Below are 13866 nucleotides of genomic sequence, written 5' to 3' on the forward strand. Positions count from 1 at the left end.
AAATGGCAACATATAAATGTCCCACACTCGGTGATTGCGAACGCGCAAACCTGGGTGAACTATTTTCCCGTGCCCCGGGCGAAGATCTGAAGTGCCCGTCGTGTTCGACCCTGCTCGAACTGCAGACAAGTGGGCAAAACAAGGCGGGCATCGACAAAAGGGTGATTGTTGCCGCAGTCGTGGGCGCGATCGTCATCGTTGGTGCAGCGGGCGGTTTTTATTACAAGAAGGTTAAAACGTCAGCTGTTGATGTACCCATCTCCGCAACGGTTCCCGCGACAAACGCCGATGTCGCTGCTGCCTCGGCGTCAGGGACTGCTGCTTCTGCGCTCGTTGCAAGCGGCAACACAGCAGCAGCCTCTACGTCCTCAAGTGTCGCTGCCAGCGGTGGGATCGCACCCACGGACGAGGACATCAAACAGACGCGCAGAGACGGCGATACCAAGCTGACAACTGGCGATCCAGCCGGTGCGGCGACGGCGAGCAATCAGGCAGCGGCCAAAGAACTGGTTAAGTCCGCAATCGCCCAGATGTCCCAGGGCAAGTTTGAAGCGGCGGACAAGGATTTGGGCGACGCCTTAGCTCGTGACGATAAGCAGCCCTTGGTCTACTACAACGTTGCGATCCTGCGTCTGAAACAAGGTCGCACCGATGACGCATTGAAGCAGCTAGAAGCGAGCTTCCTGAACGGCTTTAAGTTCTTCGATGAAATGGACAAGGATCCCGATCTGGATAGTATCCGGCAAGATCCGCGGTTTGTAGATCTCGAAAAGCGATACCGCTCGGCGGCATGATGAGACATCTGTCTCTGGGCAGCCTCGCGGTTAGCATTGCGCTTGTTGCGCTGACGACGGCCGGCTGTTCGAAGTCGGACGGCCCATCCATTATTGGTCATTGGCGGGCCGAGCGTGTTCAGGTCTTGAGTGCCCATCTGCCCATTGGGCCCGATTTCGTCGTGAGCCAGCATGAGCTTGCGAGCCCCGATGCGGAAGTTCAAATCCCAATCGCGGGTATTGAATCGAAGCGCAACGAAGCCATCGTGGATTTTGCATATGGCGTTGGGCTCTCGTTTTACTTCGATGGACCCGACCGAATGTATGTGCAAGTCCCGCTTGCGGGCAAACTGTACTACCGCAGAGTGAAGGACGAGGCTGGGAGTGGAGTGGTTGCGCATTTGGTGATCCCTTCGCGTACAGCCGACGCGCCAGCCGGGGTGAGTCATCCGCCAGGCGTTCCAGTTAAGACGAGTTCGAGCGACCAAGCGCAGGTGCCACGCGAGAGCGAGAAAGCGGAGCCGCCATACAAGATCGCGATCAAGCAAGGCGAGCTTTCCATGGCTCGGGGAAATTTGGAGGCGGCCGGGACGTACTTTGCGTCGGCTAGTGCCGATCAAGACGCGCATCCGATGATCGACTACGACTTGGCACTGTTGAAACTTCGACAAGGGGACCAGGATGCAGCGATACGTCATCTGGGCGATGCGTTCGCGAAGGGCTTTCGTGGGTTCGACGTCATTGCGCAAGACGCATCCTTCGATCCGATCAAATCAGATATTCGCTTTACCGCGCTCGTGTCGAGGTATCGCTAGCTTGTAGTTGTTGTTAGCAACAGATCGGTGTCGAAACAGTGCGCTATGCACTAAAAAACTACTCAAAGGGGAACAAAAAATGAACGATACAGCACGCGACATGATGATGTACGACGCGCAGAAAAAGAGTGTCGGAGTGGCTTACCTTCTATGGTTCTTTGTAGGGTACCTCGGTGGGCACCGGTTTTATGCGGGTAAGACAGGCACGGCCATCTTTCAGCTTTTGCTTACCATCTTCGGCGCTTGCACAGTAATGTTCGGCATCGGTTTTTTTGTACTCGGGATCGTGGGACTTTGGATTCTTATCGATGCATTTCTTATCCCGAGCATTGTGAGCTCTCACAATGTGTCCCTCGCGGGGCGCCTCAGTTAAGCCCAAATTGCAACGGTCTTGAAGGTTTGACTGAAAGATGTGTGTTAAAAAAATTACGCGAGCTGGCTTAAAGCACGCGACAACTAGGAGAGATGATATGAAAGCAGTAATTTCAACGCTCGCGGCAGCAGCTATTCTCGCCGCTTGCGGCGGAGGTGGCGGAGACGGCGGAAGCAGCTCTTCACCAGCAGTAAATTCCGCCTCGGCTGAAGGCCAATACACGGGAAACACTAATACGAATCAGGCCGTCGTGGCAACGGTCCTGGAAAACGGAAAGTACTACGCGCAATATTCGGTCGCTGGAAACCCGGCGCTTATCGCGGGAGTCATCGTCGGTTCAGTTTCATCAACCAATGGCGTTTTGTCCGGTGGGAGTGGAACTGACTATAACCTGCAAGGCGCAGGTATCACCTCCGCCACACTTTCTGGTACATACACGGCTAAGACGTCTATCAATGGTACGGTTAGCTATGCGAATGGGGCCAAGGTGACATTGGCCGGTAACTACGATCCAACATACGATACTGCGCCGACTCTTGCCGCCTCGCAGGGGAATTACGCTGGGACGAGCGTCACTGCGCTGGGTTCAAATGTCGTGATACTGACAGCCGATGCGAGCGGCAACATTACCGGGAAAGGCACAAATTGTCCGTTCACCGGTGCGATTACCCCGCATGCGAAGGGCAATGTATATGACATCACGTTGACTTTTTCAGCAAGCTCGGGATGTGCGTATCCAAGCACAACGGCAACGGGTATTGGCCTACTTAGCTCATCGAACAAGGTCATCCACGCCATGCTGCAAACCCCTTCGAACGCTGGAATATTGTTTGTGGGAACCAAACCCTAATCGAAATGTTTTCCTGCGGCGGCTGGCGGCTGGCGGCTGGCGGCTGTCGGCTCGCGGCCGTCGAGACATTTGCATTAACCGAGAGCTTAGTTAGTTTTCGCTAACAATGCCCATTGTCGTCCAGGGTCAGCACCGACGTCCTTATCGTGAACATACAAAAACGATCATCGAGATTTTAAAATTATGGAAGTTATCTACTGTAGGAAAGCTCTTTTGGCCGTGCTCTTGACGGTTGCGATTACGGGGTGTTCCACTTATGCGGTGCCGCGATATTCGGTCGCTGCAGACAACGTCGTCACGTTGCGGGCCGTTCCAAACAGCGGCATAAGCGTTGGCGCATTTTCTCAGGCACCGATTCCCAACCAAAATCCGAACACGATCATGTGCCGCGGCGTTGGTCCGATCAAGACCCCTGATGGTGAAACGTTTGCTGATTTCGTAAGAACGTCACTGGTTTCGGAACTTAAAATCGCCGGAGTGTATGCCGCTGGATCGCCCGTACAGCTGACGGGTCGCCTCGACAATATTGATTTTTCGTCTGTCTCGGGAGCGTGGAATCTGGGGCTAACTGTGCAGTCATCAAATGGTCGCAGCCTAAGTATCGCGGAAAAGTATGAATACTCCTCTAGCTACTTTGGCGAGACCGCGTGCAATCAGACGGCACAAGCGCTTATGCCTGCGGTCCAAGATCTGTTGGGAAAACTAGTTCAGGCGCCAGGCTTTCCAAGCTTGTTGAAGTAACACTGATGGCCACGCGAAACTGACCCCCCGACCGTAGCCGGCCAGAGGACTAAACCGCTCGCGCGGTAGGCCCTCCGTTTGAGGCATGTGGTTTTTCGAAGGGACTCGGCTTGGTTTCCTATGTTGATTGATGAGGCGATCCGCCTCGTTACTCGACAGGAGCCGCGCCATGACGACATCCACCGAAGTTATCAGCCCGTTACGCCAGCGCATGATGGACGACATGCGCATGCGTCGCCTCGCGCCGACCACGCAATCCAACTACCTTCGCGTCGTACGCGAGTTCACAGTCTTCCTCGGACGCTCGCCGGACACCGCGACCGTTGAGGAATTGCGACGCTACCAGTTGCATCTAGTTGACCGCGGCGTGTCGCCAGTCTCTCTAAACGCCGCGATCACCGGGTTGAAGTTCTTCTTCGGCACCACGCTCGGTCAAGAAGCATTAATGGCCAAGATGCGTCCGATTTATCTCCCGCGCACTTTGCCCGTCATCCTCAGTCGCGATGAAGTGGGGCGACTGATCGCAGCAGCCAGTAATCTCAAGCATCAGACGGCGCTCGCCGTTGCTTATGGGACCGGATTGCGCGCCAGTGAAGTGGCAGCCCTGAAGGTCGGTGACATCGACAGCCAGCGCATGACGCTGCGCGTTGAACAGGGCAAAGGTCAGAAGGATCGATACTGCGTATTTCGGTGAACGTGACCGCTGATTTCGGGAACGTGACCGATTCGGCGAGGTTGGGCGTTGCGCGGTTTCGATTGTAGAGTCCCTCCCTAGTTTTGGTCGAGTTCTGGTTCAAATACGCTGGACTTCGGAGGCGGCTTTCTTAGAGATTCGCCTGTGAGTTTGATGCGGTGGTGACGGTGCATGAGGCGATCAAGCATTGCGTCGGCGATGGTCTCGTCGCCTATCCAGCCATGCCAGTGTTCGATCGGTAGTTGGCTGGTTACGATCGTGGCCTTGCCGGCAGAACGGTCGTCAATCATCTCGAGTAGATCATTTCGAACCATCGCGTCGAGCGGAGCCATTCCCCAATCGTCCAGCAAGAGAACATCAGTGCGAGCAACCTGCAGCAGCCATTTGGTGAAGCCGCCGTTGCCGTGCAGAACGCGTAGTTCCTCGCCCATCCGCGGCACGCGCAGATACAACGCAGAGTGTCCGCGTCGGCAGGCATACTGCGCCAAGGCGCAGGCGAGCCATGACTTACCGGCGCCGGTCGCGCCGCTAATGAGCAGGCTGTATCCGGCCTCAACCCAGTCGCCCAGAGCCAGGCTTGTGAGCGAACGCGGGTCGATCCCTCGACCTGCGCGAGTGTCCAGATCTTCAATGGCGGCTTGCGGATACTTCAGGCGCGCTTGCTTAAGCAGTCGGGTGCGACGGCGATCATCGCGCCAGCTTGCTTCCCGGTCGACCAACAATGACAAGCGTTCCTCGAAACTGAGCGTCGCCGTGCCGGGCTGCGTCAATTGCTGTTCCAAGCCGTCGGCAAAGCCATCGAGCTTCAAGGTGCGCAGTTGCGTCAAGGTCTGTTGCATCATCATGGTGGGTTCTCTCTATTGGTAGTAGCTGGGGCCGCGCACATGCGCGTGGCTTGGGCTGATCCATTCAACCGGCGTTGTTGCTGCGGCTCGGTCACGGTTGTTGATCAGGATGTCGCGGACGTGGCGGTAACGGTGTACGCCTAGTTCGAGTGCCAATGCGCACGCCGCTTCCAGACGCTCGGGGCCATAGCGACGAGAGAGTGAGAGCAGTCCAAGGCACGCCCGATAACCATGTTCGGGATGACGTTGCTCCTGAAGAAGCCGACTCACGAGCGCGCCGGTTGCGCCGCCAATCTGCTGGCCCCAGTGAATGAGGCGCTGCGGAGTCCATTCGAGATGGGCGCGGTGTGCCGCCGGCATGTGCTCTACGACTGTCGTGTAGCCTCCCGCGCGATCGTTGCGGGCGTGGCTGGCCACGCGGCGGCCGCGATGCAGGAGCTCGACGGCGCCCGCTGTGATACGTGCGTCGAGCTTGAGTCCAACTAGCGCTTGCGGAACGCTGTAGCGGTGTTTGTCGATCTCGACGTGATAGTCAATGTGGACCGTGACCGACTTGAACCGCGCCAGCTCATACGGCTGCACCGGCAGCGGTTGTAAAGCTGGCGCGTCCAGTTCGGCAAATGCGGTGGCGCGACATCCCGGAAGCTTCTGAAACGGACGCCCGTTCAGGTTCTTCAGCAGTGGGCGGATCGCGTCGTTGACCGACTCAATAGTTTCGAATCGATGATGACGCAGGCGCGCCATGATCCAACGCTCGACGATCTGAACCGCTACTTCAACCTTCGGCTTGTCCTGGGGGCGATAGACGCGTGCCGGCAAGAATGAGGTTCCGTAGTGACGCGCGAAGTCCAACACGGTGTCGCCTGCGCGCGGCTCGTAACGGTCAGGGTCAGCGATCATCGCACGCGGGTTGTCTGGCACGATCAGCTGTGGAACGCCGCCGTAGAACGTCAGCGCGCGGCCGATACCGTTCAGCCAGTCCTCCATCGTCTCGGCTGGCGTGGCGCACGCGAACGTGAAACTCGATGCGTTATGGAGAACTCTGCATAACGCATCTAATGCGAACAGCGTTTTTATGTAGATTTAGCAGAATTTAGTCTAGCAGCGGTGCTGTCGAATTGCGGTCGTCAGCTGGTTCGGGCGAACTGGACTTCGCATAAAAAAGGGCGTTTCCTGTAGTGGCAATATCCCTTCAGGAGCCATCATGGATACGTTTCCTTTGCTACACGCTGTCCCGGCCTCGTGGTTGCGCGACAGCGTTCTCGCTCCGTACGTCACCGGCTATTGGCAGCACCTCGTTAGGCGAGGCTACGCCGACCACACCGTAACGATGTACCTGTATAGCGTCGCGCACTTTGCCCGCTGGATGCGACGCTCCCGAGTTGCCGCATGCGACCTTAAAGACGATGTTGTTCGGCGGTTCATCACCGAACACCTCGCGCACTGTACCTGTCCACCGCCAGTGCAAAGACACGCCCGGACGGTTCGAGCGGCGCTGAGGCATCTGCTCGTTTTGCTGAACGAGGCCAAGGTGCTACACAATGGCGAGGTTGCTTCTAAGATCGACGACGAACTCCGCCGCTTCGATGAACACATGAATCGTGCACGTGGATTAGCACGAAGCACTCGAACGCAACGTCTCAGGATCATGGAATCTTTCCTGCAACAGCGCCAAGGTGTTAGCTCGCGCTTGGTGATCTGTCCAACCCAAGACGAGTTGCGGCAGTTTATCGATATCCGGCTTCAGGGACTGCGCCCGGGCAGTGCACAGATAATAGCGAGCACGCTGCGCGCGTACCTCCGCTACCGGGCAACGCTGGGGGACAGCGTAACGCACTTAATCCCAGTCATCGCATCACCTGCGAACCATCGTTTAGGGGTATTGCCACAGACACTGTCGGAGCAGCAAGTTGTGCAATTGCTTCACGCATTCCCAGAAGGGTTGGCATCCGGGCATCGTGCTTACGCCATGGTTCGCTGTCTCGTCGATCTGGGCCTGCGAGCCAGCGAAGTTGTCAGCATTGATCTGGACGACATCGACTGGGAAACGGGCACGCTTCGCATTGCAAAGAACAAGTCGCGCCGCGTGGACGTGCTACCGTTGCCGCAGACCACGGGTCAAGCCATCGCAATCTATCTCCGCGTGGAGCGACCTCCGACGGCCAGCAGGCGAGTCTTTGTGCGTCACGTCGCTCCGGTCGATGTTCCGATCGGCCCGGAGGTGCTACGTAAGATCGTGCGTGAAGCCTATCGGCGCAGCGGATTACCCCACACGCGCGTGCACATATTGCGTCACGCATTGGCTAGTCGGCTGCTCGCCACCGGAAGCACCCTAAAGGATATCGCCGATGTGCTCCGTCATCGCGAACTCGACACGTCAATGATTTACACCAAGGTTGATATGGTGCACCTAGCGGCCGTTGCAATGCCGTGGCCTGGAGGTGTGATATGAGCACATCCACCGACACGGTCCAGCTCGCTGTTGAACGCTATCTGAAACAGCGCAGGCAGCTTGGTTTCGAACTGAGCTTCACAGGCCAGCAACTGATGCGCTTTGCACGGTACGCGGATGCCCACGGACATCGAGGGCCTCTGACGCTGGAGCTGCAACTCGACTGGGCGCGCGAGCATGTTAGGCACACCGGGCCTGTGACCTGGGCTCGCAGGCTGGAAGTCGTTCGACCTTTCGCGGCATATTACCGCCAGTTCCAGCCGGCCACTGAGATCCCCGATTTACACACGTTTGGGCCAGGCCACCGGCGGCTGGCACCGCACATTTACACCGCACAGGAAGTGCGCGATTTGCTCGAGCAGGCGGGTCGCCTTTCTCCGTTGGATGGAGTGCGTCCGGCGACCTACCGAACAATGTTCGGCCTTATCGCCGCGGTTGGCCTTCGCCTCTCGGAAGCCTTGAACCTTCTTGATGTAGACGTAGATTTGCAACGTGCTTGTTTGACGGTGCGTCACACCAAGTTCGGCAAGTCGCGATGCCTACCGTTGCATAGCACTGTCGTACAAGTGCTAAATGATTATCGACAAGTTCGTGATCGATGTATCGAACCCCGCGAAGACATGCCATTCTTCGTGTCGCAGTCGGGATGCCGCCTGCCGAAGAGGACGGTTCAAGACGTCTTCGTGCAACTGCGTCGGCAATTGAATTGGCAGGCACGCGGGAACTACCCGCATCCGCGCATTCAGGACCTTCGGCACAGCTTCGCCGTGGCTCGATTGCAGCGATGGTATGAAACCGGCCAGACTGTCGATCATGCCGTGCTCTGGTTATGCACCTACCTTGGCCATGCCAGCATCTCGGACACTTATTGGTACCTCAGCGGAACGCCGGAACTAATGTCGATGGTGGGCGCAAAGTTCGAGAGTTTCGTTCTGATGGAGGTGCGTCATGCCTAACTCAACCTTCCCCACTTTCGCTGGTTTGGTGCAGGAATTCTTCACCGACTACATGGTGCAGCAGCGAGCACTCAGCCCCCGTACCATCGCGTCTTATCGCGACGGCTTCTTGCTCATGTTGCGCTTTGCCGAGCAATCCTTGGGCAAGTCGCCGTCGGCATTGCAGTTGGCTGACATTGACGCAAAGTTCCTGGCAAGTTTCCTTGAGCACCTAGAACGAGATCGGCACAACACGGTACGCAGCCGAAATATTCGGCTTGCAGCTATTCGGTCGTTCCTGCGGTTCGCCGCTCGGCGCGATCTCGCTAACCTGCGTGTCATCGAGCAGGCGCTGGCAGTTCCAACGAAACGCTTCGACAGGCCAATGATCGGCTTTCTGTCAAGGGAGCAGATGCTGGCAATCATGGACATCTCGACTGCGAGCTGGCTTGGCCATCGAGACCGGCTGCTGTTGACCTTGCTCTATAACACCGGCGCTCGCGTATCGGAGATCGTCGGTGTCCGGGTCAGCGATGTCATCCTCGGCCCGACCTCCTTCATTCATTTGCATGGTAAGGGACGCAAGCAGCGGTCACTGCCACTTTGGAGGAGCACAGCCCGAGATATTCGCGATTGGCTTGGCCGTAACCCACAACTAACCGAGCGATCGCCGCTGCTGCCAACCCGTCAAGGAAACGAAATGAACCGGGCCACCGTCTCTCAGCGACTGAAGCTGGCGACCAAAGCCGCGTCGGATCAACATCCCGAACTCGCCGATGTCAAGGTATCACCGCACCGCATCAGGCATTCGACTGCAATGGCGATGCTTCAGTCCGGTGTATGGCCTACGGAGATTGCGTTATGGCTTGGTCACGAGAGCCCGACGACGACGCACATGTACGTCGAGGCGGACCTCAAGATGAAGGAGCGCGCCCTCGCTCGGTTGAATCCGCCAGAAGTGAAGCGAGCGCGATACCAGCCGCCCGAGACGCTTCTGCGATTCTTGAAGACGCTGTGATTATGTGAACCATATGGAGGACAGGCCGCGCTCCCATGCGAGCGCGGCAAAGCACTGTCGAGGTTGAATCTACATAAAGCCGCTATTCGCATTAGATGCGCCCATGGCGGCCACAAAGATGTGCGCGCGACGCCCCGTGGTCAGCGCCACCGTGGGGCCGGCGAAGTCGACGAACAGCTTCTCGCCAGCTCGGTGAATCTGTCGCATCGAGCGCTTCAGGCGTTTGGCGAACGCCTTATAGTGTTCACAGAACTGCGTGTAACGGTAGGTCTGCCGGTTCGCAAACTCAGCCTGGTATTCCTCCCACAACAGCGTCAGCGTCACACCCTTACGGCGTAGCTCTTGATGGATGCGCCCGTAGTCGGGTTGGGCGTAGGCAGCAGGTCCGGTGGGCTTGCCGAGCAGCCGCCGCTCGAGCTCGCCTTCGTCCATGTCGCAAGCGCTCGCCCAGTCGAGCCCGGCGGCACCGGCTAGCCCGACGTACTTAGTGACCACACCCTTGGAAATGCCCAGCGACGCGGCGATTCGATCGTGCGAGAAGCCGGCGTCGAATTTAAGTCGTAAAACGTCCTTGATCATGCGCATGTTCATCCGGTGCGCGGGCATCATCTCTCCGGCCAAAGCCGGCGAGCATAACCCGCGTGGTTGATGTCATGCGCAACGCCAATCCTGCTGTCCGGTCCGCTCGGTCACGTTCCCGAAACGGCCGGTCACGTTGCCGAAATCGTCGGTCACGATCCCGAAACGGCCGGTCACCTTCATCCGAAATACGCAGATACGCCATGCTCTCGCCGATCCTGCTTGAGCGGCTGCGGGTCTGGTGGCGAGTGGCTCGAGCCCAAGGCAAGATACTCGACGGCGGCTGGCTCTTTCCCGGGCTCAACCCGATTGAATCTCTTAGCACCCGTCAACTCAACCGGGCGATCCATGCGGCCGCCGAGGCCGCCGGAATCGACAAGCGCGTGTCCATGCACACTTTGCGCCATAGCTTTGCCACTCATTTACTGGAACAGAAGGTCGATATCCGCGTGATTCAAGTCATGCTTGGGCACAAGAAGCTTGACTATGTCCTGCTCAGAACTATGTCCCGCATACGCCGAGGATCCTCGTCTGGCGTGGCGTTTTCACATGGTCGCTAGACATTGGCATTCTCTCTTTGCAGGCACTTTGCCTGACAGGAGAAGACCATGGAACATTCTTACGAGATCGCTGCCGCTTTGGTCCGCACCATCGGAGGTGCGACTGCGGAGCACCTTCTATCGTTCGTTAATTCGCTTGCCACGCAGCAATATTCGGTCAGCTATGTATGCCTGTTGGCACAACACGCGCTTGCGTTTGGGCGCTGGTGCGAGGGCAACCGCATTTCGTTTCATGACTTGAAGGACGAAGATATCGTGCGATATCAGCGCCTTCGCTCGCGACGTAGATCGCGATGCCTGGAGACGCGACGTCGGGAGCTGCGCGCGTTGGGCCTTTTGCTGCGCTGCTTGCGTGAGCGTGGTGTGTGTCATGTCGCTCAAACGCACGCTGTCGCCGTTGATGAGGTTGTCGGTGGGTTTGCGCAATCCCTTGCGCGCGATCAAGGCCTGGCCGTTGTAACCGTCGAGTCATATGCAAGATTGACTCGTAAATTTCTGGTGTGGCGGTTTGGCCAAGGCGCAGTTTGCCTGCAGGACGTTCGCGTAACCGACGCAGTCGTTTTCGTTAAAAGCGAAGCAAAGCGCATGGCACCGCCCGCCTTGAAGAACGTTGTCAACGCATTGAGGTCCTTCCTTCGTTACGCCCAGGTTCGCGGCGAGGTCAGTGCGGGACTCGCCGCAAGCGTGCCCTCCGTAGCCGGTTGGGCGCGCACGCCCCCTGTTCCCAAAGCAATCTCGGCCGAGCACGCGCAGCAAGCAGTCGATAGTTGCGATTGCTGTAGCGCGGTGGGTCGACGCGATCGTGCCGTACTATTGCTTCTAGCACGATTGGGGCTTCGAGCCTGCGAGATCGTCAGGTTGACGCTGGACGACGTCGACTGGGACTGCGCCCAGTTGCGTGTGCGGGGCAAGGGCGGCCGGCAGAGCCTACTGCCGTTGCCCGTCGACGTGGGCGAAGCGATTGCCGCCTATCTCCAGCACGGGCGGCCTGCCAGTCCAGATCGACATCTATTCCTTCGATCCCTCGCACCGATACGCGGGCTGGTGGAGGGGTCAGACGCTATTGGTACGATTGTGCGCCACGCGCTCGATCGAGCCAATGCTGACGCTCCGCACCGCGGTTCGCATCAGTTTCGGCATGCTCTGGCTGTGCGCATGTTGCAGCTCGGTGCGTCGTTCCCCGAGATTGGCCAAGTGCTTCGTCATCGTAGCCCGCAATCAACGAGCGTTTATGCGAAGGTGGATGTCAGCGCGCTCCGGAAGTTGGCTATGGCCTGGCCAGGAGGTGTGAGATGAACTCGATTCGAGAGGCGCTCCAAGAATATCTCGACCTGCGACGCAGCCTGGGTTTCAAGATGCACGATGCCGGCTTGCTGTTGCCCCGGTTCGTCAGATTCATGGAGGCACGGCATGCTGAGCATATTAGTATTAGTCTAGCCCTGGAGTGGGCACAGGATGCTTCGGTTCAACCCGCAGAATGGGCGAGGCGCCTTTGCTTCGTGCGCGGCTTTGCTCGCCATCGCAGTGCCACCGACATCCGTACGGAAATTCCACCGATCGGCATGTTGCCTCATCGGTCTACGCGAGCCAGACCCCATTTATACACGGACGTGGAAGTACGGCGCTTGCTCGATGCGGCATTGGAACTGCCAGTGGCGTGGCCGTCGACGCCGCTGCGGCCCTGGGTATTCCATTGCCTCATCGGCTTGCTCAGCGTGACAGGGCTGCGAATCAGCGAGGCGCTGAACCTTGAGCTTGGCGACGTGGACCTCGATAACGCCATCCTGACGATTCGCGGTGCCAAGCTCGGCCGATCGCGCTTAGTCCCAATTCATCCGACCACCTGCACTGTCCTCGCTGACTACCTTAATCGTCGCAAACAGTTTCTCGGTCGCAGAATCTCGTCCTATGTGTTTGTCACGAATCGTGGCACCCGGCTCGACATGGGTCGCGTTCATCGGACTTTCTACACGCTGTCACGGCAAACGGGACTGCGTGCCGAAGGTGCAAGCAAGGGTCCACGGCTGCATGACTTCCGGCATCGCTTCGCTGTTGAAGTGCTGATACGTTGGTATCAGTCTGGCGAGGACGCCTGGCGCTTGCTGCCGGTGCTTTCGACCTATCTTGGGCACATCTATGTCGCCGGCACCTACTGGTACTTGAGCGGTTCGCCCGAGTTGATGGCAGAAGCGATGGAGCGCTTGGAAAGCCGTTGGGGAGAATCATTATGACCAGAGAGCCTAGCTTCGCCACCTTGCTGGAGAAGTTCTTCATTCAGCGTTTGATCCACCAGCGCCAGGCCAGTGTGCACACGATCGCCTCGTACCGCGACACGTTCCGGTTACTGCTGGAATTTGTACAGCGACGCTTGCACAAAGCGCCGTCCACTCTGGCACTGGAAGACATTGATGCGCCGCTTATCGCGGACTTCCTCGATGAACAGGAGCAGGTTCGTGGCGTCACGGCTCGAACGCGTAACTTGCGCTTAACGGCAGTACACTCGTTCTTCCGGTATGCGGCCTTCGAAATGCCTTCAAACTCAGCACAAATCCAGCGCGTGCTGGCCATCCCGGCCAAGCGCTTTAGCCGTGCGCTGGTCCCATTCCTAAGCCGAGAAGAGGTCGATGCGTTGCTGGCCGCGCCTAACCAACTGACTTGGTCAGGGCGCCGTGATCATGCGCTGATGTTGTTAGCGGTGCAGACGGGGTTACGTCTGTCCGAGCTGACCGGTCTTCGGCACGAGGACCTGCACATTGGCGCAGGAGCGCACGTACGCGTATTTGGAAAGGGGCGCAAGGAGCGTTGCACCCCATTGAGTAAGAGCACCTGCGCCGTATTGGTTGCGTGGGTTCGAGAGCCTCCGCGGGTCGAGAATCAGCCACTATTCCCTAATGCGCGCGGCGGCCGGTTGAGCGCACACGGCGTCCATTACCTGCTTCACAAGCATGTCCTAGCGGCCACGAACGAATGCTCTTCGCTAAAGAACAAGCGCGTGAGTCCACATGTGTTGCGACATACGACAGCGATGGATTTGTTGCAACAAGGTGTAGACCTCTCGGTAATCGCCCTTTGGCTCGGTCATGAATCGATTGAAACCACACAGGTCTACCTTGACGCCAACCTCACCTTGAAGCAGGCAATCTTGGACAGGACAACGCCCCCTCAAGGCATGCCGGGACGGTATCGACCAGACGACCGATTGTTGGCATTCTTAAAGGGCCTTTAGGCTAT

General features: G+C 57.8%; 12 protein-coding genes and 4 pseudogenes. 13 read left to right on the plus strand and 3 right to left on the minus strand.

What is annotated here, in order from left to right; translation table 11 throughout:
• The first annotated feature begins 2 nt into the window (after positions 1–2).
• From ACSQ83_RS21040 to ACSQ83_RS21065, 6 genes and pseudogenes are all read left to right on the plus strand, one after another.
• Positions 3–794, plus strand: a complete 792-nt coding sequence (locus tag ACSQ83_RS21040; protein WP_436229469.1) for a tetratricopeptide repeat protein — start codon at positions 3–5, stop codon at positions 792–794.
• On the plus strand, positions 791–1588 hold the full coding sequence (locus ACSQ83_RS21045) for a tetratricopeptide repeat protein (protein WP_436229470.1): 798 nt from the start codon (positions 791–793) through the stop codon (positions 1586–1588). The genes ACSQ83_RS21040 and ACSQ83_RS21045 overlap by 4 nt, the downstream gene beginning before the upstream one ends.
• 79 nt (positions 1589–1667) lie before the next feature.
• A complete protein-coding gene (locus tag ACSQ83_RS21050) occupies positions 1668–1961 on the plus strand; it encodes a TM2 domain-containing protein (RefSeq protein WP_436229471.1) in 294 nt (97 codons plus the stop codon).
• Positions 1962–2058: 97 nt separating this feature from the next.
• Positions 2059–2811, plus strand: a complete 753-nt coding sequence (locus ACSQ83_RS21055; RefSeq protein ID WP_436229472.1) for a hypothetical protein — start codon at positions 2059–2061, stop codon at positions 2809–2811.
• Between the two features lie 183 nt (positions 2812–2994).
• Positions 2995–3552, plus strand: coding sequence for a hypothetical protein (locus tag ACSQ83_RS21060; RefSeq protein ID WP_436229473.1), 558 nt, complete (start codon positions 2995–2997; stop codon positions 3550–3552).
• Positions 3553–3721: 169 nt separating this feature from the next.
• Positions 3722–4237 (plus strand): annotated as a pseudogene (locus ACSQ83_RS21065) (tyrosine-type recombinase/integrase); the annotation flags it as partial.
• Between the two features lie 86 nt (positions 4238–4323).
• On the opposite strand, the gene istB reads toward ACSQ83_RS21065, so the two are convergent.
• Positions 4324–5091, minus strand: coding sequence for an IS21-like element helper ATPase IstB (gene istB / locus ACSQ83_RS21070; RefSeq protein WP_436229474.1), 768 nt, complete (start codon positions 5089–5091; stop codon positions 4324–4326).
• 12 nt (positions 5092–5103) lie between these two features.
• A pseudogene (gene istA / locus ACSQ83_RS21075) lies at positions 5104–6120 on the minus strand (IS21 family transposase); the annotation flags it as partial.
• 175 nt (positions 6121–6295) lie between these two features.
• On the opposite strand from istA, the gene ACSQ83_RS21080 reads away from it, so the two are divergent.
• The 3 genes from ACSQ83_RS21080 to ACSQ83_RS21090 are packed head-to-tail and all read left to right on the plus strand — an operon-like array spanning position 6296 to position 9496.
• Positions 6296–7543 (plus strand): tyrosine-type recombinase/integrase, encoded by a 1248-nt coding sequence (locus ACSQ83_RS21080; RefSeq protein WP_436229475.1) that lies wholly within the window; start codon positions 6296–6298, stop codon positions 7541–7543.
• A complete protein-coding gene (locus ACSQ83_RS21085; RefSeq protein WP_436229476.1) occupies positions 7540–8499 on the plus strand; it encodes a tyrosine-type recombinase/integrase in 960 nt (319 codons plus the stop codon). The genes ACSQ83_RS21080 and ACSQ83_RS21085 overlap by 4 nt, the downstream gene beginning before the upstream one ends.
• Positions 8492–9496 carry a tyrosine-type recombinase/integrase gene (locus tag ACSQ83_RS21090; RefSeq protein WP_436229477.1) on the plus strand — a complete coding sequence of 335 codons (1005 nt, stop codon included), beginning with the start codon at positions 8492–8494 and terminating at the stop codon, positions 9494–9496. The genes ACSQ83_RS21085 and ACSQ83_RS21090 overlap by 8 nt, the downstream gene beginning before the upstream one ends.
• A gap of 90 nt (positions 9497–9586) precedes the next feature.
• Here the strand turns inward: ACSQ83_RS21090 and ACSQ83_RS21095 are convergent.
• Positions 9587–10081 (minus strand): annotated as a pseudogene (locus tag ACSQ83_RS21095) (IS21 family transposase); the annotation flags it as partial.
• Positions 10082–10269: 188 nt separating this feature from the next.
• Between ACSQ83_RS21095 and ACSQ83_RS21100 the strand changes: the two are divergent.
• The 4 genes and pseudogenes from ACSQ83_RS21100 to ACSQ83_RS21115 all read left to right on the plus strand — a co-directional run.
• A pseudogene (locus ACSQ83_RS21100) lies at positions 10270–10635 on the plus strand (tyrosine-type recombinase/integrase); the annotation flags it as partial.
• Positions 10636–11220: 585 nt separating this feature from the next.
• Positions 11221–11931: a tyrosine-type recombinase/integrase gene (locus ACSQ83_RS21105; RefSeq protein ID WP_436229478.1), complete on the plus strand. Its 711-nt coding sequence runs from the start codon at positions 11221–11223 to the stop codon at positions 11929–11931.
• Positions 11928–12866, plus strand: coding sequence for a tyrosine-type recombinase/integrase (locus ACSQ83_RS21110; RefSeq protein WP_436229479.1), 939 nt, complete (start codon positions 11928–11930; stop codon positions 12864–12866). Before ACSQ83_RS21105 ends, ACSQ83_RS21110 begins: the two co-directional genes overlap by 4 nt.
• Complete coding sequence (locus ACSQ83_RS21115; protein WP_436229480.1) at positions 12863–13861, plus strand: site-specific integrase; 999 nt, start codon at positions 12863–12865, stop codon at positions 13859–13861. The genes ACSQ83_RS21110 and ACSQ83_RS21115 overlap by 4 nt, the downstream gene beginning before the upstream one ends.
• Positions 13862–13866 lie beyond the last annotated feature (5 nt).

This window comes from Caballeronia sp. LjRoot29 (assembly GCF_964252755.1).
GTDB lineage: Bacteria > Pseudomonadota > Gammaproteobacteria > Burkholderiales > Burkholderiaceae > Caballeronia.